The sequence below is a fragment of the Candidatus Accumulibacter necessarius genome (genome assembly GCF_036625085.1).
The window spans coordinates 48,308-69,717 of record NZ_JAZKUM010000009.1 but is presented as its reverse complement, the minus strand read 5'-3'; the positions used below and the strand labels follow the sequence as shown (position 1 = coordinate 69,717).

16 protein-coding genes are annotated in these 21,410 nt (G+C 61.9%); 6 read left to right on the top strand and 10 right to left on the bottom strand.

What is annotated here, in order from left to right:
* Window positions 1-104: 104 nt before the first annotated feature.
* On the top strand, window positions 105-4,451 hold the full coding sequence (locus tag V5B44_RS21380) for a response regulator (protein WP_332361079.1): 4,347 nt from the start codon (window positions 105-107) through the stop codon (window positions 4,449-4,451).
* A 17-nt stretch (window positions 4,452-4,468) separates the two neighbouring features.
* On the top strand, window positions 4,469-5,626 hold the full coding sequence (locus V5B44_RS21375) for a response regulator (RefSeq protein WP_332361078.1): 1,158 nt from the start codon (window positions 4,469-4,471) through the stop codon (window positions 5,624-5,626).
* Window positions 5,627-5,754: 128 nt separating this feature from the next.
* Here V5B44_RS21375 and V5B44_RS21370 read toward each other — a convergent pair whose 3' ends face one another.
* From V5B44_RS21370 to V5B44_RS21330, 9 genes are all read right to left on the bottom strand, one after another.
* Window positions 5,755-6,426: a YceH family protein gene (locus V5B44_RS21370; RefSeq protein ID WP_332361077.1), complete on the bottom strand. Its 672-nt coding sequence runs from the start codon at window positions 6,424-6,426 to the stop codon at window positions 5,755-5,757.
* Between the two features lie 127 nt (window positions 6,427-6,553).
* A complete protein-coding gene (locus tag V5B44_RS21365) occupies window positions 6,554-8,188 on the bottom strand; it encodes a peptide chain release factor 3 (RefSeq protein ID WP_332361076.1) in 1,635 nt (544 codons plus the stop codon).
* Between the two features lie 204 nt (window positions 8,189-8,392).
* Window positions 8,393-9,085, bottom strand: coding sequence for a two-component system response regulator KdpE (gene kdpE / locus V5B44_RS21360; RefSeq protein WP_332361075.1), 693 nt, complete (start codon window positions 9,083-9,085; stop codon window positions 8,393-8,395).
* A 56-nt stretch (window positions 9,086-9,141) separates the two neighbouring features.
* Window positions 9,142-11,859, bottom strand: coding sequence for a DUF4118 domain-containing protein (locus tag V5B44_RS21355; protein ID WP_332361074.1), 2,718 nt, complete (start codon window positions 11,857-11,859; stop codon window positions 9,142-9,144).
* Window positions 11,856-12,821: a magnesium/cobalt transporter CorA gene (corA, locus tag V5B44_RS21350; protein WP_332361073.1), complete on the bottom strand. Its 966-nt coding sequence runs from the start codon at window positions 12,819-12,821 to the stop codon at window positions 11,856-11,858. Before corA ends, V5B44_RS21355 begins: the two co-directional genes overlap by 4 nt.
* Before the next feature lie 85 nt (window positions 12,822-12,906).
* Window positions 12,907-13,482, bottom strand: a complete 576-nt coding sequence (gene kdpC / locus V5B44_RS21345) for a potassium-transporting ATPase subunit KdpC (protein ID WP_332361072.1) — start codon at window positions 13,480-13,482, stop codon at window positions 12,907-12,909.
* A 10-nt stretch (window positions 13,483-13,492) separates the two neighbouring features.
* Entirely contained in the window at window positions 13,493-15,559 is a 2,067-nt protein-coding gene (gene kdpB, locus V5B44_RS21340) for a potassium-transporting ATPase subunit KdpB (RefSeq protein WP_332361071.1), read from the bottom strand.
* A gap of 16 nt (window positions 15,560-15,575) precedes the next feature.
* A complete protein-coding gene (gene kdpA / locus V5B44_RS21335) occupies window positions 15,576-17,387 on the bottom strand; it encodes a potassium-transporting ATPase subunit KdpA (protein ID WP_332361070.1) in 1,812 nt (603 codons plus the stop codon).
* Window positions 17,384-17,476, bottom strand: a complete 93-nt coding sequence (locus tag V5B44_RS21330) for a potassium-transporting ATPase subunit F (RefSeq protein ID WP_332361069.1) — start codon at window positions 17,474-17,476, stop codon at window positions 17,384-17,386. Before V5B44_RS21330 ends, kdpA begins: the two co-directional genes overlap by 4 nt.
* A gap of 429 nt (window positions 17,477-17,905) precedes the next feature.
* On the opposite strand from V5B44_RS21330, the gene V5B44_RS21325 reads away from it, so the two are divergent.
* The gene (locus tag V5B44_RS21325) at window positions 17,906-18,118 is read left to right on the top strand and encodes a hypothetical protein (protein ID WP_332361068.1); all 213 of its coding nucleotides are present in this window, start codon (window positions 17,906-17,908) and stop codon (window positions 18,116-18,118) included.
* Here V5B44_RS21325 and V5B44_RS21320 read toward each other — a convergent pair.
* A complete protein-coding gene (locus V5B44_RS21320) occupies window positions 18,077-18,520 on the bottom strand; it encodes an Lrp/AsnC family transcriptional regulator (RefSeq protein ID WP_332344220.1) in 444 nt (147 codons plus the stop codon). The genes V5B44_RS21325 and V5B44_RS21320 overlap by 42 nt on opposite strands.
* Window positions 18,521-18,681: 161 nt before the next feature.
* On the opposite strand from V5B44_RS21320, the gene V5B44_RS21315 reads away from it, so the two are divergent.
* From V5B44_RS21315 to V5B44_RS21305, 3 genes are all read left to right on the top strand, one after another.
* On the top strand, window positions 18,682-19,605 hold the full coding sequence (locus V5B44_RS21315; RefSeq protein ID WP_332361067.1) for a KamA family radical SAM protein: 924 nt from the start codon (window positions 18,682-18,684) through the stop codon (window positions 19,603-19,605).
* Between the two features lie 96 nt (window positions 19,606-19,701).
* The gene (locus tag V5B44_RS21310) at window positions 19,702-21,063 is read left to right on the top strand and encodes an IS701 family transposase (RefSeq protein WP_332360054.1); all 1,362 of its coding nucleotides are present in this window, start codon (window positions 19,702-19,704) and stop codon (window positions 21,061-21,063) included.
* Between the two features lie 44 nt (window positions 21,064-21,107).
* Complete coding sequence (locus tag V5B44_RS21305) at window positions 21,108-21,383, top strand: hypothetical protein (protein WP_332361066.1); 276 nt, start codon at window positions 21,108-21,110, stop codon at window positions 21,381-21,383.
* The last annotated feature ends 27 nt before the right edge of the window (window positions 21,384-21,410 follow it).

Genomic DNA, 21,410 nt, shown 5'->3' with positions numbered 1-21,410 from the left:
GGTATACCGGAGGCGCCCGCCGCATTGGCCGGCCATGGACCGCGCAAGGCAAATGGCCCAGAATTCATCTCTTGCGGCCGCTGCGAAGCCCAATCGGAGACACCTTGGAGATCCTGACTGCCTATCTTGAGCGACTGACGGTGTCCCGCCGCATGCTCGGCTTTGCAGTCCTCGCCATGCTGGCGGTGCTGGCCGTCGGTCTATCCATCTTTCCTCAGTTGCAGACTCTGGCCGAGATCAACCGTAGTTTCTACCACTATCCACACAGCAGCCTCAGTACCGTCAAGGACATGCAGTACGAACTGCTGAGAATGCGGCACCTCCTGCGTGATCTCCTGCGGGAAGAAGACCAGGAAAAGCGGGAACAACTGGAGCGCGAGCTTGGTCGCTGCGACGCTCGATTCTTCGATGGGGTGCGTGGCTTGCGAGCGTCCTATGCGGGGGAGCAGCAGGACGTGACGGATGCGCAGGCGCTCTATGAAGAGTTGGTGGCGTACCGGGCAGTGACCCTCGAACATTCGGGATCCGGTGCTTCGGATGCCGCACGGCGGCGAACGTTTGATTCCGCTCCGGGTAATCCGGCGCCGCTCCTGGCAGAACGACTTGATCAGATCAGCAAATCCTCGTCTGCGAGTGCCTTGGCCATGCACGAGCGCGCGATCGAAATCTATCGCGACGAACGGCAACAGGCGATCTACTTTGTTGCCGGGTGCCTCATCCTGCTGCTCCTTTCCGCATTCATTCTTGCTCGCTCGATTGCTCTCCCACTGCGGCGGCTTCGCGACAGCATTGTGAGCCTGTCGGAAGGGAAGCTGGGCCAGGCGATTCCCTGCCAGAATCAGCAGAACGAGATCGGCGAGATTGGGCGCGGAGTCGCCATCCTGCAGGATGTTTACCAAAGGATGGCGGCGCAACGCTGGATACGGACAAACATCGCTTCGATCTCCCGCGAACTGCAACAGGCCGGCTCTTTTACCGAGCTTGCCCGGAAGCTCATGGAAAGCCTGAGTCCGCTGCTCCGTGCGGTGGAAGGAGCGTTTTTCATCGTGACTGAAGATCGCCAGATCTTGAAGCTGATCGCCACGTATGGCGCCGATCGCACCCACGAATCAGAGGTGATCAGAGCCGGTGAAGGCCCAGTTGGGCGCTGTGCCGTAGAGGGCACGCCGCTGCTGGTTGGCGACTCCCTTGCGGCCAACGACGGCTTGAGTCCTGGGCAGACGTCGGCGCCGGCGAAGGCCGTTCTGCTGGTACCGGTGATGCGCTCCGGGCGGTCGTTGGCAGTGATCGAGCTGGCCGCATCCAGATCGTTCTCCGAGGATGAAAGGTTGGTCCTCGACGGTTTGCTGCCGATCGTCGCGATGAGCCTTGAAATCATCGAGCGAAGCACACGCACCCAGAGGCTGCTGGAGGCGAAGCAGGAACAGGCGGCACAACTGGAAAAGCAGGCTGTCGAACTGGCAGCCATGGAGGAGCACAGTAGACTGATCCTGGGGTCGGTGAGCGACGGCATTCTCGGTCTCGATGGCGACGGGCGCCTCATCTTTGCCAACCCGGCCGTTCTTGGCTTGCTCGGCTATGGCAGGGAAGAGCTTCTCGGTACGCCTTTTCACGCGCGGGTACACTACGCGTACCCTGACGGAGCGGCCTTTCCCTATGAGCGCTGTCCGATGTATCTGACGTCGCTGGACGGGCTAGCTCGCAAGGTGGATAACGAGGTGCTGTGGCGCAAGGATGGTACGCCGCTGCTGGTTGAATATGCCACGACTCCCTTTTACAAGGCCGGTGTTCTGGTGGGTACGGTGGTGGTCTTGCGCGACATCACCGAGCGCCGGGCAGCCGAGGAACGGATCCGCCAAGCCCATGAAGAACAGACCGCAATCTTTGCCACCGCAAGCCTCGGCATCGCCTTTATCAGGAATAATACCTTCGTCAATGTCAACCGGCGGCTTGAGGAACTGCTCGCCTATGCTCCCGATGAACTGATTGGTCAGGCGACCCGGGTTTGTGTGCCCGACGAATACCCTGACAGTATCGGCGAGTCCGACGACGACCTGATGCGCGGTGACATCATCAAACGCGTGATGGAACTTCAGCGCAAGGACGGGTCGCGCTTCTGGTGTCGAATCAGCGGCCGAGCGGTCGATGCTGCGAAGTTGGCGCAGGGAACGGTATGGATGTTCGAGGATGTGACCAAGGAGCGCGAAGCGGCCGAGGCGATGCAGCGCTCAAAGGAACTGGCTGAAGAAACGACCAGGATGAAGAGCAGCTTTCTGGCCAACATGAGCCACGAGATTCGCACTCCGATGAATGCCATCATCGGCATGTCGCATCTGGTTCTCAAGACTGACCTCACGCCGCGCCAGCGCGACTACGTGAAAAAAATCCAGGATTCCGGCCAGCATTTGCTCGGGATCGTCAATGATGTCCTCGATTTTTCCAAGGTTGAGGCCGGCAAACTGACGGTTGAGCAGACGGAGTTCGCGCTCGAAGAGGTGCTCGACACCGTCGCCAACCTGATCGTTGGCAAAGCGAGCGCCAAGGGTCTTGAAGTGGTTTTTGACGTCGATCCCGCGGTGCCGTCGCTGTTGATTGGCGATCCGCTGCGTCTGGGGCAGGTGTTGATCAATTACACCAACAACGCGATCAAATTTACCGAGGAGGGTGAGGTTGATATTCGCGTCAGCGTTCGCGAAAACGGTGGCGAGAACCTCTTGCTGCACTTTGCCGTCCAGGATACGGGGATAGGGTTGACCGAGGAGCAGATGGGGCGCCTGTTCCAGAGCTTTTCCCAGGCAGATATCTCGACCACCCGGCGATTTGGCGGTACTGGGCTGGGCCTAGCGATTTCCAAAAAGCTCGTTGAACTGATGGGCGGTGACGTCGGTGTGCGCAGCGAACATGGCAAGGGCTCGACATTCTGGTTTACCGTCCGCGTAGGCCGGGCCGTGCAGGCAACACGAACGCTCCTGCCCAGTCCTGACCTGCGCGGTCGGCGAGTCCTGGTGGTTGACGATAACGATAGCGCGCGGGGCGTCATCCGCGATCTACTGACGGCGATGACTTTCGTCGTCAGCGATCGCTCTTCTGGCCAGGCGGCCGTTGAGGCCGTATCCATGGCGGCAGCAGCGGAACCGTACGAGATCGTTTTTCTCGACTGGCTGATGCCAGGAATGGACGGCATCGAGACCGCTCGCCAGATTCTCTCACTGGGGCTGTCGCCCTCTCCGCATCTGGTCATCATCACCGCCGACAGCTCTGAGCAGTTGCTCGGGCGCGCCACGGCAGCCGGCATCAGGGACATTCTCCTCAAGCCAGTCAATGCCTCCCTGCTGTTCGACAGCGCCATTCGCCTGATTGGTGGCGGGCAGGGCGAGTCACTTGGGCAATTGACCTCTCCGGCGCTGGCAGACCCGCGCCTCTCTGCCATCGAGGGTGCGCGCGTCCTCCTGGTCGAGGACAACGAACTGAACCAGGAGGTTGCAAGCGAGTTGCTTGCCAGCGCCGGTCTTGTCGTCGACCTGGCCGAGGACGGTGCGGTGGCGGTCAATAAGGTCCGTGAGGGCGCCTACGACATCGTGTTGATGGACATGCACATGCCAATCATGGATGGGGCGACGGCAACGCTGGCGATCAGGAAGCTCGCTGAGTACTCGGACCTGCCGATCGTCGCCATGACGGCCAACGCCATGCCGTCTGACCGGCAAAAATGTCTCGCGGCGGGCATGGTCGATTTTGTTGCCAAGCCGATTGAGCCGGACGAACTCTGGGAAGCACTGCTCAGATGGGTCAAGCCGAAGCATCCGGCGCAGCGGCCGCCTGGAAGCACGGAATCCGATCGGCAATTCGAAGCGGCGCGGCATGTTCGTGGCCTCGACACGGTCAATGGCCTGCGACGTGTGCTCGGCAAGAAAGATCTCTACTTGTCGATGTTGCGCAAGTTTGCCGCCGGACAACAGCATGTGGCCGCCGAAATCGCCGCCGCTCTCGACGCTGGCGACTGGGGCACGGCTGAGCGTCTGACGCACACGCTCAAGGGCCTTGCCGGCAATATCGGCGCCAACGGACTGAGAGCCGAGGCGGAACGACTGGAATCAGCAATCAGCCAAAAACGAGAGCGAATCCACGTGGATGTGCTGCTTGAATCTGCCGCTAGAATGCTGAGGGTACTGATCAGCGACCTGGTCGCCTGGCTGCCGTCGGAAGCGATCGGCGAGGAGGCGACAGCCGTCGATCGGTGGCGGCTGAGTCGGGTGTGTCGCCAGTTGGCGGCGTTGCTCGCCGAAAGCGATGCCGAAGCGGGCTACGTTCTTGATGCCGAGGCAGCGTTGCTGAAGGCCGCTTTTGGCGGCAGCTATCGGACGCTTGAGAGTGCTGTTCGGGGCTTCGAGTATGAAGCCGGCCTGGCAGCGCTACGGGCGAGCGCCGGTGCTGCCGGGATCGCAATTTGAACAGGGTAGATGCTGGTATGGATACTCACTACTTCAACGATAGGGCCACCGTCCTCGTGGTCGATGACACGCCGGATAACCTGTCGCTGATGTCGGCGTTGCTCAAGAATAGCTACAAGGTCAAGGTCGCCAACCACGGCGACAAGGCACTCAGGATTGCCGCGTCGGCAACGCCCCCCGATCTGATTCTGCTCGATGTCATGATGCCCGACATCGACGGCTATGAGGTGTGTCGACGGCTGAAAGCCAGCCCACGGACGCGCGACATCCCCGTCGTCTTCCTGACCGCGAGATCGGAAGTGGAGGACGAGCAGAAGGGCCTGGCGCTGGGTGCGGTTGACTACATTACCAAGCCCATCAGTCCGCCGATCCTGATGGCGCGCGTTGCGACGCAGTTGTCGCTCAAAGCCAGCGCCGATTTCCTGCGTAGCCAGAACGACTTCCTTGAAGCCGAAGTGGCCCGACGAACCAGCGAACTCGAGGCGATTCAGGACGTCACTATTCTTGCCATGGCATCGCTGGCCGAGACCCGGGATTCGGAAACCGGCAAACATCTCCTGCGCACCCAACGGTACGTGAAGGCTCTGGCGGAGAAGTTGCGGCCCCATCCACGCTTCTCGAATTTCCTCACCGATCAGAATATCAAGGTGCTATTCAAGTCGGCACCCTTGCACGATATTGGCAAGGTCGGCATACCGGACCGCATTCTGTTGAAGCCGGGGCGTTTTGAGCCGCAGGAAATGGAGATCATGAAAAACCATACCCTGCTTGGTCGGGATGCCATTCAGCTTGCTGAGGACTGGCTGGGCAAGCCTGTCGAGTTTCTCACCATTGCCAAGGAGATCGCCCTTTGTCATCAGGAAAGATGGGACGGCAGCGGCTATCCGGGAGCCATTGCCGGTGACACGATCCCGGCGTCCGCTCGCCTGATGGCGGTGGCCGACGTCTACGATGCTCTTATCAGCCGGCGGGTCTACAAGGATCGAATGACACACGAGCAGGCGACCCAGATCATCGTCGAGGGTCGTGGAAGCCATTTCGACCCCGACGTCGTCGATGCCTTTGTTGAGATAGCGGACGAGTTCTGGTCGATTGCCCAGCGCTATCCCGATTCGGACGACGATCTGCAAAAGAAAATAGACTTTCTGGCGCAGGCTGTTGCGGTGGATGCCTGACGGACAGGGAAACTCTCTCCACCCCGGCCAATGGGTAGTCCAGCCGTGCGGCAACTCTGGCCAAGGCGCGCAGTGCCTGCGAGGGCGCCGGGTAACGGCGACGCCCGCAGCGAGTGGCGATCCTTCCGTCAGCCGCCGTGCTGAAGTTTGTCCCCCCGATCTGCGAGTTCGCCCGGTTGGCCAAGGAGTACCTTGAGAGCTGTCCGGAGTTCGGCAACCTCGAGTTCCAGCCGGGCGACTCTCTCAACCAGTCCGGTCTGTTCCTCGACATCCGTGTGCGAGGCGGCCCCACACAACAGATGTGCCCAACGATGTTCGCGCGAGCCTGCCTGCCGGGGCAACCTGATGACCAGCGCGCCGCTGCTGCGCCCGGCCAATTCTTCCAGGTAAGCCTCCACCGATGAGCTGTCGTCGAAGCGGTAAAGGCGCTCGCTGTTGGCGCGCAATTCGCTGACGGTTTGCTCGCCGCGCAGTGCCAGGGTCGCGAGTAACGCGACGCTCGCTGCGGGAAGGCCATACACCCTGCCGAAGTTCTGCGCATAGCGCAATACGCGACCGGAGGCCCCATAGGTTTCCAGCACCAGAACGCGGCTGCGCAGATCTTCGAGTGCCGCCTGGACCTCACTTTCCGCTACGCTGATCACCGGGTCGCGTGCGGATTTCTGATTGCAGCCGGCGGTCAGACTGTTCAGTGTCAGAGGATAGGTGTCAGGGGTCGTCTTTTCTTTTTCGATCAGCACGCCAAGTATCCGCGCCTCAAGAAAACTCAGTACTCGTGGACTATCGGGAGATTCCGCCATGGCTGGCTCCGTTTCGGGTTGGGCAGAGTCTGACGGGCCGGTCCAGGCGCCCAGACTTCCGCTTTGCGGTGGCCGGGGTTGACTGCAGCAACGCTGCAGGACTTCGGAGCTCTGGCAGCGTCCTTGTTCAAGCGAACAACTGCCCGTGCTCCCGCGAGTCATGGAAGCCGACACGGCCCCACTTCTCGCTCGTCACCTCGAGGTTGTAGCGCGTGCTCGCCAGGTAAACCGGATTGCCGTCCACATCCTTGGCCATGCGGTGGAGTTGCTCGCGCTCGAAATTGCGTCGCGTGGTGTCGTCGGGAAAAGTCAGCCAGCGCGCAGTGTAGATGTCGGCCGACTCGAAAATCGCGTCGACCTTGTACTCGGTCTGCAGACGCTGGGCGACCACCTCGAATTGCAGGTTACCTACCGCGCCGAGCAGCAGCGCGCCGCTGGCGAGGTTCTCGAATACCTGGATCGCCCCCTCTTCGCCGAGCTCCTTCAGGCCCTTGAGTAACTGCTTGCTCTTCAGAGGGTCACGCAGCCGCGCAGCGCGGAAGAGTTCGGGCGAGAAGTAGGGGATGCCCTTGAAGCCGAGAGTCTCGCCTTCGCTCAGGCAGTCTCCGATGTGCAGGTTGCCATGGTTGTGAATGCCGATGATGTCACCGGCGACGGCGTCCTCCATCAGGAGACGTTCGTTGGCCATGAAGGTCAGCACGTTGCCCAGCTTCATCTCACGATCGAGACGAATGTGTCTGACCTTCATGCCCGGCGCGTAGCGACCGGAGCACACGCGGAAGAAGGCAATGCGGTCGCGGTGTTTCGGGTCCATGTTGGCCTGGATCTTGAACACGAAGCCGCTGAAGGCAGCCTCCCCGGGTTGCACCAGGCGCGTACCGCCGTCGCGCTCCTGTGGCGCCGGAGCCCAGTCGAGCAGGGCCTGCAGGATCTCCTGGACGCCGAAGTTGTTGATTGCCGAGCCGAAAAACACCGGGGACTGCCGCCCGGCGAGAAAGCCGACCAGGTCGAAAGGGCTGCTCGCGCTCTGAATCAGGTCAACATCCTCGCGCAGCTTGTCGACCTCTGCCGGGAACTGGGTATCAAGCAGCGGATTATCCAGGCCATCGAGCCGCTGCGATTCGCTACGGCGCTCCTCGCCGGCGGCAAAGTGCAGCAGGCGGTCATCGAGAAGATGATATACCCCGCGAAAAGTCTTGCCCATGCCAATCGGCCAGGTGATCGGTGCGCACTCGATGCCGAGCACGGATTCAATTTCCTCGAGCAGTTCGAAGGGCTCGCGCACTTCACGGTCCAATTTATTGACGAAAGTGATGATTGGCGTATTGCGCATGCGACAGACGTTGAGCAGCTTGATGGTCTGCGCCTCAACGCCCTTGGCGGCGTCGATCACCATCACCGCCGCGTCGACGGCGGTGAGGACGCGGTAGGTGTCCTCGGAAAAATCCTCGTGGCCAGGGGTGTCGAGCAGGTTTATGGTGTGCTGTTGGTACTCGAACTGCATCACCGAGCTGGTCACCGAAATGCCGCGTTGCTTTTCCACTTCCATCCAGTCCGAAGTGGCATGGCGGGCGCTCTTGCGCCCCTTGACCGTACCGGCGAGCTGGATGGCACCGCCGAAAAGCAGTAGCTTTTCGGTCAGCGTTGTCTTGCCGGCGTCGGGGTGCGAAATGATCGCAAAGGTGCGACGCCTGGCGATATCACGCAGGATTTCGGGTGGGAACCGGCTTTCGTTCGACGACTCGCTGAGGGTGGTACTCATGAGGGGACTTTCATGCGGCAACAAAGCAAAAGCCGCCGGTCGGGACCTTGAAGGCTGGCCCGCTGGCGGTGCGCAGGCCGAACTATAGCAGACTCGGCTCAGGCTGGAGCGGCCCTGCCTGTTGGCAAAGGGCATGACTTTCTGCGGCCGGTCGAGTGATGAAGGTTGCTCGGATTACCGGTCTCGCCTTATCGCCGGTCCAGGTTACACGCCAATGAAGCGATAGCCAACGCCCACTTCAGTGAGAATGTGCTTCGGTCGCGTGGGGTCCTCTTCGACCTTCTTGCGCAAATAACCCATGTAAACGCGGACGTAGTGGCTGTCTTCGACATGCGAGGGGCCCCAGACGTTCTTCAGCAGTTGGCGATGGGTCAAAACGCAATCAGGATTGCCGATCAGATAGCTGAGCAGCCGATATTCGATCGGCGTCAGGTGAATGGGCACGCCGTTACGCTCGACTGTACGGCGCACCAGGTCCACGCGAATCGACCCGAATTCGGCGAGTGGTGTGCCGGTGGCGCCTCGGCTGCGACGGCGCAATTGCGCACGTACGCGGGCGAGCAATTCGGCGGTACCAAAGGGTTTCGTCAGATAGTCGTCAGCGCCGCCATCGAGCGCGGCTACCTTGTCGGTCTCGGCGCTGCGTGCCGAAAGCACGATCACCGGTATCTCCGACCAAGTCCGCAGATCACGGATGAAGTCGACGCCGTCACCGTCGGGCAGACCCAGATCGAGCACCACCAGGTCAGGGCGTCGGGTGCCGGCCTCGATCAGGCCGCGCTGCAGGCTGTCGGCCTCGAATACCTGGAACCCCTGGCTTTCGAGCGCCAGCTTGATGAAGCGGCGAATGTTGTTTTCATCTTCAACGACGACGACGGTGACCAGTGGCTCTGTCATGACGTTATCTATCTGCTAGCATCAAAGTCGTCGATGTTGATCATCGGGTTGGTCGGTCAGGGCGTGCCGCCGTCTGCCGGAACCACGATTTCTTCGGCGGTCGTCGGCGGCATGCCGCGCGGCAGCGAAAAGACGAAACGAGCACCGCCGCCAGCCCGGTTCTCGGCATGAATGCTGCCGCCGTGCGCCGCGACGATGGCGCGGCAGATGGCCAGACCAAGACCTACGCCCGGTGTCGCGCTCTCGCGTGCGCCACGTTCGAACTTCTCGAAAATGGCTTCCTCCCGCCCTTTTGGAAAGCCCGGACCGCTGTCGTCCACCCACACGTCGACCTCGCTGCCGCGCACCGCCGCGTTGATGCTGATGTGCGTGCCGGCCGGGGTAAACTTGGCGGCGTTTTCAAGAAGATTGCACAGCACACGCTCGATCAGCACGGCATCGATCTCGATCAGTGGCAGGTCATCGGGCAGGACGGCGCTCACAGAATGTGCCGCGAGGGGTGCCGCGGTAGCCATTAGCGCGCTTCCGACGATTTCCTCCAAGGGCTGCCACTGGCGGTTGAGCTGAATCTTTCCGGCCTGCAGGCGCGCCATGTCCAGCAGTTTGTTGACCTTGACGCTCATGCGCAGCGCTTCCTCCTTCAATGTTCCGGCAAGCCTGGCCTGGTCATCGGTTGGCGGCGGCTGCGTCAGCCTGATCGACTCGGCCAGCCCCACCAGCACACTCAGCGGCGTTCGCAGATCGTGCGAGATCGCCGCCAGCAGCGAGTTGCGCAGGCTCTCGGATTCCATTTGCAGCAGCGTGGACTGCGCCACCTCGACATAGTGCATGCGCTCGACGGCAATCGCCACCAGACTGGCAAAGGTATCGAGCTGCCGGCGGGCTTCCGGTCCCTGCACGCGCAGCGGATCACGCGGCGCGATGGCGAGCACGCCGCGCGTCCGCATCGGCGCCTTGAGTGGCAGGTAAAGCAGTGGGCTGCCCGGCAAGGTGTCGGTGGACAGTCCTGCCGCCTCGCCGTGATCGAAGGCCCAGCGTGCGACGCCCTCGTCGACGATCGGTGGGCTGCCGCTGCGACCTTTGGCGCTGACCGTCTCCACCTGCAGGTGATCCCCCGCATCGGTCAGGAGCAAAGCGGCCTGGGCACCGAACTCGACCGACAGAAAGCGATCACAGGCCTCGGCGATCTGCATCGGTAGCAGAGCTGCCGAAAGATCCCGTGCCATTTCGTAGAGCGCGCGGGCGCGCGCTTCGCGCTGGGTCGCCACGTCGGCGTGCTGCTTGTAGCGGGCGGTCAGCTGGCCGGTGATCAGCGCCACGCTGAGCATCACGGCGAAGGTCATCAGATACTGAGCATCGCTGACGGCGAAGGAAAAACGCGGTGCCACGAAGAAGAAGTCGAAGGCGGCAACGGCCAGAAACGAGCTGGCGACCGCCGGGCCGCGGCCAAGACGCATGGCCACGATGAGTACGGCAAGCAGGAACAACATCGCAATGTTGGTGAGCTCGATGACTCCGGCAAGCGGCGTTGCCAGCCCCGTGGCAACGGCGCAGATTGCCGCTGCCTTGAGATACGCCAGCCAGTTGCCGGGCGCCGGTGCGGCGGTCGACGGCGAAGCGGCTGCACGCGCGTCTTCGTTGCGCGCCACCTGAATCACGTCGAGGTCGGGCGCGGCTTGGCCAATCCGGTCGGCCATCGAACGGTACCAGGGTCGCCAGGGTCGGGGGTGATCGCGTCCGACCAGCAGGCGCGACAGGTTCTGCTCGCGAGCGTAATCGACAAGCGCAGCGACGGGGTCGTCAGCCGAGAGCGTCGCTGTTTCAGCACCGAGGGAAGCGGATAGTTCGAGCGCGCGGAGGATGCGCTGCCGTTCCACCTCAGGCTCCGGTCCCGAGGTTTGCGTGTGCACATGAATGGCGTGCCAGGGGGCCTCCAGGCGCCCTGCCAGGCGCGCCCCGGTGCGCACCAGTCGCTCCGCCCCCGTGCCCGATCCGATGCACACCAGCAGTGCGTCGCGCGTTTGCCATACCGTGGCCACCGAGGTTTCGCGGCGGTAGGCCAGCATTTCGTCGTCCACGCGGTCGGCCGTGCGGCGCAGGGCCAACTCGCGCAGGGCGATGAGGTTGCCCTTGCGAAAAAAGTTGCGAATCGCCCGCTCAGCCTGTTGCGGCAGGTAGACCTTGCCCTCCTTCAAGCGCTGCAGCAGGTCGTCGGGCGGTAGATCGACCAGTACCACTTCGTCTGCTTCGTCAAAGATCCGGTCGGGTACCGTCTCCCATACACGAATGCCGGCAATCCCGCTGACCACGTCGTTGAGGGTCTCGAGATGCTGCACGTTGACCGTGGTGTAGACGTCGATCCCTGCCGCGAGCAAGTCATGGATGTCCTGCCAGCGTTTGGGATGACGAGAGCCGGCAACGTTGGAGTGAGCCAGTTCGTCCATCAGGATCAACGCCGGGCGCCGCGCCAGCGCGGCGTCGAGATCGAACTCCTTCAGCACACTGCCGCGATAGGGGATCTCACACAGGGGAAGCCGTTCGAGACCGGTGATCAGCGCCTCGGTTTCCTTGCGGCCGTGGGTCTCGACGACGCCGATGACCACATCGGTGCCAAGTTCCTTTTGCCGTCGCGCGGCACCGAGCATGGCGTAGGTCTTGCCGACGCCGGCAGAGGCGCCGAAGAAAATCTTCAGCTTGCCGCGGGCAGCTTTGGCTTCCTCCTCCTGAACACGCGCCAGGAGTTGATCGGGGTCAGGACGCCCGTCGCTCGTCATAGCCAGCCCATGCGCCGAAAGCGGAGGTAAAGAAATGTCGTGGTGCTGGCGATGATCGTTAGTGCAATGGGATAGCCGTACTCCCATTGCAACTCGGGCATCCACTTGAAATTCATCCCCCAGATGCCGGCAAAGGCGGTGGCGACGGCAAAGATCCCAGCCCATGCGGCGAGGCGTTTGGCGACATCGTTCTGTTCGATGGCCACCGACGAGAGGCTGACCTGGATGGCGGTGCCGATGGTGTCGCGCAGGGTGTCGAGTTGGGCATTGATGCGTGCCAGGTGATCATGGACGTCACGGAAATAGTGGCGGCTCTTGGCGGAGACCGGCGGCACGCGGCCGGCGGTGAGCTTGGCAACGGCTTCCAGCAGCGGCGCGACGGCGTGCTTGACGATCGTCAACCGACGTTTGAGGTCATACAGCCGTTGGATATGCAAGCGCGCCGCCCCCCTGTCGAAGATGTGCTCCTCGATGTTCTCGAGTGCCGACTCGATGGCATCGACGATCGGGAAGTAGCGGTCTACCGCCGCATCCATCAGGGCGTAAAGGACGAAACCCGAGCCCTCCTTGAGGACCTCCGGCTCTCGTTCGCAGCGTTCGCGTACGCCCAGCAGGTGCTGCTTGCTGCGGTTACGGACCGACAGGATGAAATTGCGACCGACAAAGATAGCCACTTCGCCGACGGTGATCTCGCCATGCTCCATTTCGAGCAGGTGAATGACGGCGAACAGGTCGTCGCCATACTCCTCGATCTTCGGCCGCTGGTGACCGTGGTTTGCGTCTTCGATGGCGAGTGCATGCAGGTCGAATTCCTCGCGCATCTTGTCGAGTTCGGCCAGCGTTGCATCGCGCAGGGCAACCCAGACGAAGCAATCGGGCTCCTTGAGGTAGTCACTGATTTCATCAATATCGATATCGGCAAGCTTCTTGCCTTCGCGGTAGGCAACGCAGTTGATCAGCATGGGCTGGACTCCATCGAAAGGCTTCCTGCATTTTCCGCGTTTTCAGGGCCATACGGTCATGTATCTCGGGCGAGGTTGAGCCCGTTCAGCGCTTTATCGCGTCAAGGGCGAGGTTGAGCCTGAGGACATGTACGCGTGGCTCGCCGAAGACGCCGAGGTCGAGGCTTTCGCTGTGCTGCGCGATGAGCTGACGCACGGTCTGCGGATCAAGCTGGCGGGAACGCGCGACGCGCTCCGCCTGGTAGTCGGCTGCCGCCGGGCTGATGTGCGGGTCGAGACCGCTCGCCGAAGCGGTGACCAGGTCAATCGGTATCGGCCGCGGGTTGCCGGGGTCGGCGGCGCGCAGCGCCTCGATTCGGGCCTTGACCGCGGCAGCCAGCGCCGGATTGAGCGGTCCGAGATTGGACCCGGACGAAGCGGCCGCGTTATAGGGCTGCGGTGCGGTTGCCGATGGCCGGCCCCAGAAGTACCTCGGCTCGGTGAAGTTCTGCCCGATCAGTTCGGAGCCTATTGGTTTGCCTTCCCTGATGATCAGGCTGCCGCTGGCGGCAGCCGGGAAAGCCAGTCGGGCAACGCCGGTGACCAGCAGCGGATAGAACACCCCGGTAATGATCGATAGTAGAACGAACAGCGAAATGGCGGGACGAAGCAGCTTTTTCACGACTATCTCCTCAGGTAAGACCGGCGGCGGCCAGTGCCATGTCGATCAGCTTGATGCCGATAAAGGGTGCGACGAGCCCCCCCAGGCCGTAGATGGCCAGGTTGCGGCGCAGCAGGCTGGCGGCGCCGACGGCGTGATAGCGGATCCCCTTCAAGGCCAGTGGAATCAGCGCAATGATGATCAGGGCATTGAAGATGACCGCCGAGAGAATAGCCGAGGACGGACTGGCCAGCCCCATCACATTGAGCGCCGACAGCGCCGGGTAGGTACTGACGAAGGCGGCGGGAACGATCGCGAAATACTTGGCCACGTCGTTGGCGACGCTGAAGGTAGTCAGCGCACCGCGGGTCATCAGCATCTGTTTACCGGTCTCGACGACTTCGATCAGCTTGGTCGGGTTCGAGTCGAGGTCCACCATGTTGCCGGCTTCCTTGGCCGCCTGTGTGCCGGTGTTCATCGCCACGGCAACATCCGCCTGCGCCAGTGCCGGGGCATCGTTGGTGCCGTCGCCGGTCATCGCTACCAGGCGGCCCTCGGCCTGGTACTGGCGGATCAGCGCCAGCTTGGCTTCCGGCGTGGCTTCGGCGAGAAAATCATCGACACCTGCCTCGGCGGCGATCGCCGCGGCCGTCAGACGGTTGTCACCGGTGATCATCACCGTCTTGATCCCCATCTGGCGCAGTTCGGCGAAGCGCTCCTTGATGCCACCCTTGACGACGTCCTTCAATTCGACGACGCCGAGCACGCGCTTGTCATCGGCAACGACCAGTGGTGTGCTGCCACGCCGCGCCGCAGCTTCGACCGCCGTCAGCACCGATGCTGGCATGGCGCCGCCGATGGCCTCGACATGCTGGCGGATGGCGTCGGTGGCCCCCTTGCGAATCTTCCGGCCATGCACATCGACGCCGCTCATCCGGGTCTGCGCCGAGAAATGCACGAACTGCGCCTCGAGCGCGTGCACATCGCGCTCGCGCAGATTGAAGCGCTGCTTGGCGAGAACGACGATGCTGCGGCCTTCCGGCGTTTCGTCGGCGAGCGACGCCAGTTGCGCGGCGTCGGCGAGTTCGCTCTCGCTGACCCCGTCGGCGGGCAGGAAGGCAGCCGCCTGGCGATTGCCCAGGGTGATCGTGCCCGTCTTGTCGAGCAGCAACACGTCGACGTCGCCGGCGGCTTCGACCGCGCGGCCCGAGGTGGCAATGACGTTGGCCTGCATCATGCGGCTCATGCCGGCGACGCCAACGGCCGAAAGCAGGCCGGCGATGGTCGTCGGAATCAGGCACACGAGCAGCGCGATGAGGACGGTAATACTGACCGGCGAACCGGAACCGGCAACGTGCACGCTGAACTTTGAAAACGGCAGCAGGGTTGCGGTGACTCCGAGGAAGACGATGGTCAACGCCGCCAGCAGGATCGCCAGCGCAATCTCGTTTGGCGTCTTCTGCCGCTTCGCCGTTTCGACCATGGCGATCATCCGGTCGACGAAGGTTTCGCCGGGATTGACGGTGACGCGCACGACCAGCCAGTCGGAGAGCACGCGCGTGCCACCGGTGACCGCCGAGAAGTCGCCACCTGATTCGCGGATCACCGGCGCCGATTCGCCGGTGATTGCTGACTCGTCGACCGAGGCGACGCCTTCGATCACCTCGCCGTCGGCGGGGACGGTTTCGCCGGCAGTGACCAGCACGACGTTGCCGACCCGCAGGTCGTCAGCGGGTACCGTGTGCCATTCGGCGTCCGGGCGCGGCGCGTGCAGCCGCTTCGCCCAGGTTTCCTTCTTCAGTCCGCGCAGCGACGCCGCCTGCGCCTTGCTGCGTCCTTCGGCCAGAGCTTCCGCGAAGTTGGCGAAGAGCACCGTGAACCACAACCAGATCGCAACGCCGAGGATGAACGCCGTCGACTCCTGACCCGGACCGCTCAGCGCGGGGATTGCCGCCAGCGTTGTCAGCAGCGACCCGATGAAGACGACAAACATCACCGGATTGCGCCACTGCACGCGCGGATCGAGCTTGCGGAATGAGTCGGCGATGGCCGGTATGAGCAGCGCTGGGTCGAACAGGGAAAACGTCTTGCGTGTCATGAAATTCTCCAGCGAATCAGGGGGCCGACCACAAAACCAGGTGCTCGACCACCGGTCCGAGCGCCAGCGCCGGCACATAGTTGAGCAGACCGACCAGCAACACCACGCCGATCAGCAGCGTGACGAACAGCGGGCCGTGCGTCGGTAGCGTGCCGGCGGTCACGAAGATCCGCTTCTTGGCTGCCAGCGACCCGGCCATCGCCAGCACCGGGATGATCACCCCGAAGCGGCCGAACCACATCGCCGTCCCGAGCAGGCCATTATAGAAAGGCGTGTTGGCGGACAGCCCAGCGAAGGCGCTGCCGTTGTTGTTGGCTGCCGACGACAAGGCATAGAGAATTTCGGCAAAGCCGTGCGCACCCGGGTTGGCGATACCGGCGCGGCCGGCCTCGGTCATCACCGCGACAGCCGTGCCGACCAGCACCAGCAGGGGCGTGGCGAGAATGGCGATCGACGTCATTTTCATCTCGTGCGCCTCGATCTTCTTGCCCAGGTATTCGGGTGTACGCCCGATCATCAGGCCGGCGATGAATACCGCCAGCACGGCGAAGATCAGCATGCCGTAGAGGCCGGAACCGACACCGCCGAACACGACCTCGCCGAGTTGTATCAAGACCAGCGGCACGGCACCGCCGAGCGGCGTGAATGAATCGTGCATGGCATTGACCGCACCGCAGGAAGCGGCCGTGGTGATGGTTGCGAAGAGGGCCGAATCGGCAATGCCGAAGCGCGTCTCCTTGCCTTCCATGTTGCCGTCGGTCAAGGCGGTAGTACTCACGCTCGCCGACTCGTCGGCGCCGAACTTCGCCAGCAAGGGATTGCCCTGCTGCTCGAAGCCGATTGCGGCGATGGCAAAGGTGACGAAGAGCAAGACCATCGCGGCCAAAACCGTCCAGCCTTGGCGTTCGTCACCGACGATGCAGCCGAAGGCAATGCATAGCGCGCCGGGAATCAGGAAGATCGACAGCATCTGCACAAAGTTCGTGAGTGGCGTCGGGTTCTCGAAGGGGTGGGCCGAGTTGGCGTTGAAGAAGCCACCGCCGTTGGTGCCGAGGATCTTGATCGCCTCCTGCGAAGCGACCGGACCCATGGCCAGGGTTTGGATGGATGTGGACGCTGGCTCCGTCACCGGGTTGCCGTTCTCGTCTTTCAGCGCTTGGCCGTCGGTGCCGAGTCTGGGTGTCTCGTAGTTCGTTACTTGCAGCGTCGTCACGTCCTGATAGGCGGCAAAGTTCTGGATCACGCCCTGGCTCGCCAGAAAGAGCGCGAAGAGCAGAGACAGCGGCAGCAGAATCCAGGTCGTGGCGCGGAACAGGTCCGTCCATGCATTGCCGATGCCAGCCGCCGAATGGCGCGCAAAGCCACGAATGAAGGCAATCGCGACAACGATGCCGGTGGCCGCGGAAAGAAAGTTCTGCACCGTCAGGCCCAGCATCTGGACCAGGTAGCCCATCGTCGACTCGCCGCCATAGCCCTGCCAGTTGGTGTTGGTGACGAAACTGACTGCCGTGTTGAAGGACGAATCGGGGCTGACATTGGCCATCTCCTGCGGATTCAACGGTAGCCAGAGTTGCAGGCGCTGCAGGGCATAGACGGCGAGCAGGCCAAGCGCGTTGAACAACAGCACGGCCAACGCGTATTTCAGCCAACCCATGTCTTCATCGCGCCGGACACCGCACACTCTGAAGACTGCGTCTTCGAAGCCGCTGACAAGGGTCTGGCGACGCTCCATCATCATCACCCTGGAGATGTAGATTCCCAGTGGTCTGACCAGGAGCAGCAGTACGGTCATGAAAAGACCGAGCAACAACCAGGCATGGTTGTTCATGAAAAATCCTCCGGAAAGAGCAGTGCCGCAATCAGGTAGATCAGCAGGCTGCCCGCAGCGATGCCGGCGAGAAGGGTCAGCAGGCTCACGCGCGTTCTCCCGTCAATCGCGCGCAGCCCTTGGCGAATGCCGCGGCGAGCCCGGACAGGGTGGCCAGTGCGACAAGATAGACGACGTCCATTACAGTGCTCCATTTAGGTGTTTCGACAGTTGAATGCTAGGGTGGTGGGCATCAAGATGGTCGAAAAAGGAGTGTGGCCGTTGGTAAAGAAACCATAAAAATTCTGGGGCAGGGCGCTCGTCAATGGGGAACCACGTCCCTCTAAAGGCAGTGTCGGCCTCGCCGTTGGCCAATGCGAGCGATCGACGATGCGCACCGTTCGACCGGGTGTTCCGGCGTGCGGGAGAGACCAGTCGCCAGCGGGCTGCAGATAGCTGTTCTTGCCGCGTTGCTCGAAGTCTCGGGATCATTCGTCCGCTGGCGGGCGGGTGTCTGATGGCGTATACACAAGCTGGACGTGCGGGAGGTGGTCGACGTTCTCGGCAGCTGGCTGCTGTCGATCCTGGATGGGCAGCGCTACCTCTACAAGCCCGAGCAAACGTCTGCAGTCAAGGGTCTGATCGAGCGGCTCTGGCGGCGAGGCGACTGGCAGGGCGTGGGCCAGGGCTTTGACGACAACGCTCAGTCCTTACTCCGGACGATCCAGCTTGGTCGACAGCACGATGGTTGAAAAGGTGTCGACCACGCCCTTGATGGCGCGAATCTTGTCGATGATCGCATCGAGTTCCTGGGTCGATTCGGTCGTCAATATCGCGCACAAATCGTAGCGCCCACTGATCGAATAGAGCTTGACGATCTCATGCCGCCGGGTCAGTCCCTTGATGACGTCGAATTCGGTCTTGGAGTCGCTCGAGATCAACACCATCGCCCGAATGCTCGAATCTTTCTGCCGTTTCTTGACGCTCACCGTGTAACCCGAAATGACGCCGCTGTCCTCCAGCGCCTTCAGGCGCAGTTGCACGGTGCTTCTGGCACAACCCAGTGACTTGGCTAGCGTGACCACCGGCAGGCGGGCATTGACCTTGAGCAGTTCAATCAGCTGCTGATCGAGGTTGTCCAGGGTTCTTGCCATTCGTTTTCCTTCACATTGCCGCAGGATCAGTCAGTATGACTGATTTTTTTGCAATGTTTCAGGCAAATTGCCTGTTTCTGCCGGCGCGACTCGTCCCTAAACTGCGCCTCTGTCGTCGCCTTGATCGAAATTCAATCAATCGCACCGGAGAGGAAACTCGCATGCTGCAGACAATCGAATTCAATATCCAGAACAAGTTGCTCACCCGGGAAGCTCTGGCTGCCTACGATCCGTCGGCAGAATCGTGGCAGAAGCAGTTTGCGCGCCGTTACACGCACCACTGTGAACTCAACGACATCCTCAACAACGTCGAGAACGTCGATCAGACCGTCTATGGCAAGTTCGCCGTGTCGATCACGCCTTACGTGGCGCAGCTGATGGATCGCGAGGATCCGGCGTGCCCCATCCGTCTGCAATACATGCCGACTTTTGCCGAAGAGACGAAGCCCGGCTTTGTCACCATGCTTGATCAACTCGGCGAAGAAGGCGATACCGTCCCCGGTACCAGTATCGTGCACCGCTACCCGCGCCGCGTGCTGTTCCTCGTTTCCAATGCCTGTGCCACGCTGTGCCGCTTCTGCACTCGCAAGCGCATGGTGTCGCAGCCCACCGGTTCCGTGCACAAGGACGAGATCGAACGGTCGATCGACTACATCGCTGCCAACACGCAGATTCAGGACGTGCTGCTCTCGGGCGGTGATCCGCTGACCTTCAGCGACGAGCGACTCGACTACATCCTCGGCGAAATCCGCCGTCGCGCGCCACACGTCCGCTTCCTGCGCATGGGCTCGCGGATGATCGTTCAACTGCCGACCCGGATCACGCCGGAACTCTGTGCCGTGCTCGAAAAGCACCGTTTGCAGATGGTCAATACGCACATCAACCACCCCAAGGAAATCACCCCGCTGCTGCGCGAGCGCGTCAAGCTGCTGCAGAAGGCCGGCATCATGATGGGTCTGCAAACTGTCTGCCTGAAAGGCGTCAACGACGATGTTGACGTAATGCGCGAACTGTTCCTGCAGGCGATCGAAATGGGTATTCGTCCCTACTTCTACTTTGTCAGATTCGTATTCGCCTTCCTGTGATCTGCGTTTGTCATGTGCTAGAATGCCATACGTCGTGATTGTTTAATCTATTCATGGAGTTGTAAATGACAATGTCAACTCCATTACGTCGATAGCATATCTTCGCTGGTCGCTTCGGCACTCGAGCACTTCGATTCGCACTTCGCGCCCTATCTCCATTGCTTTCGAAGCCGGACCCGTTCGGTAGAAGACACCGCGCGCCGGTATCTGCACGGGCTGTTCCAGAGTTCGCGCCGTAACCTGGAGTGCATGGCGGAAACCGTATCCGACAGCCGCTATCAGCCACTGCATCATATGCTTAGCGAATCCAATTGGGATCGGCGCGCGGTGCGTCGGCAACTGGTGGTCGATGCCAACGCCCACTTCGGCTATCCCAGCGCTCTACTCCTGGACGAGAGCGCGTTCGGGAAGAAGGGAAACATGTCCGCGGGCGTGGCGCGGCAGTGGAACGGTCGCTTGGGGAAGGTCGATAACTGTCAGGTGGGCGTCTTCGCGGCGGTGACGCGCGATGGCGTAGCAAGCGTGGTGGATGCCGACTTGTATCTGCCGGAGAAGTGGGCCAAAGATACGACACGTTGCGAGGCGGTGGGGGTGCCTGAGGAGGCGCAGACGTTCCGCACCAAGGGCGAGATCGCTCTGGACATGGTAATTCGCCTGAGGCGGGAAGGCTTGCACTTCTCTTTCGTCGCCTTTGATGGCGGCTACGGGCACTTGCCCTGGCTGCTCGGGGAACTGGATGTCGAGGGAGAGATCTTCTTCGCTGAGGTGCATTCGGATCAGGCGATCTATCTCCAGGATCCCGCACCCGCGGTGGCGGCTCGTCGTTCGTCGAAGGGTCGAGCGCCCCGTCGGCTGCGGACCACGGCGGTGCCCATGACGGTGGCCGCGTGGGCAGCCACGCAGTCGGCATCCGCCTGGGGGCGTCTGTCGATCCGTGACGGCGAGAAGGGCGAGGTGATGGCCGACTATCTCACCCAGCGGGTGTGGGTCTGGGACGGCGAGGCGCCGTTGGCGAGCCGTTGGCATCTCCTGGTACGACGGGAACTCGATGGGACGAAACTCAAATTCGGCCTGTCCAATGCCAAGCCCAGGGCGTCTTTGCGCCGCTTGGCGGAAATGCAGGGAGCGCGCCATTTCGTCGAGCAGTCCTTCCGAGAGGCCAAGAGCGCCTGCGGCATGGCCGAGTATCAGGTCCGCCGCTGGCAGGCGTGGCACCATCACATGGCCCTGGTCATGATCGCCACCATGTTCCTGGCCAAGGAGCGCCTGGCCCATCGCGAGACGGCTGAACTGCTCTCCTGCCGTGACTTGATAGAGATCATGCGCCATCGGCTGCCTACCAAGATCGTCACCGACGAAGACCTCGCGGCATCCATCATCGATAGGCATCGACGGCGGCACAAAGCCATGGAATCCGCCTACAGAAAGCAAGCCGCCATGCTCTCAGCATTAGATTGAAAGACAATCTGACAAAGTAGAACTACTACGTCTACTCGACCGACATGGTTGAAGGTGCCCACCACTTCATCGTGCCGTACCAGCGCATGCTGGAACTATACGAAGGTCTCCGTGGCTGGATCAGCGGTCCGGCGGTTCCGACGTTCATCGTCGATGGTCTCGGAGGCCTCGGCAAGCTGCCGATCATCCCGAGCTACGTCAAGGAAGAAGAGTTGCCGGATGGATCGGGCACGACCGTGAAGTGTCGCAACTATGCCGGCAAAACGGTCGAGATGCCGGGGCTGGGCCGCGACTACGCGCTACCGACGCACAGCAACTGATCGCCGCCAGACACCGGTCGCGCCGCT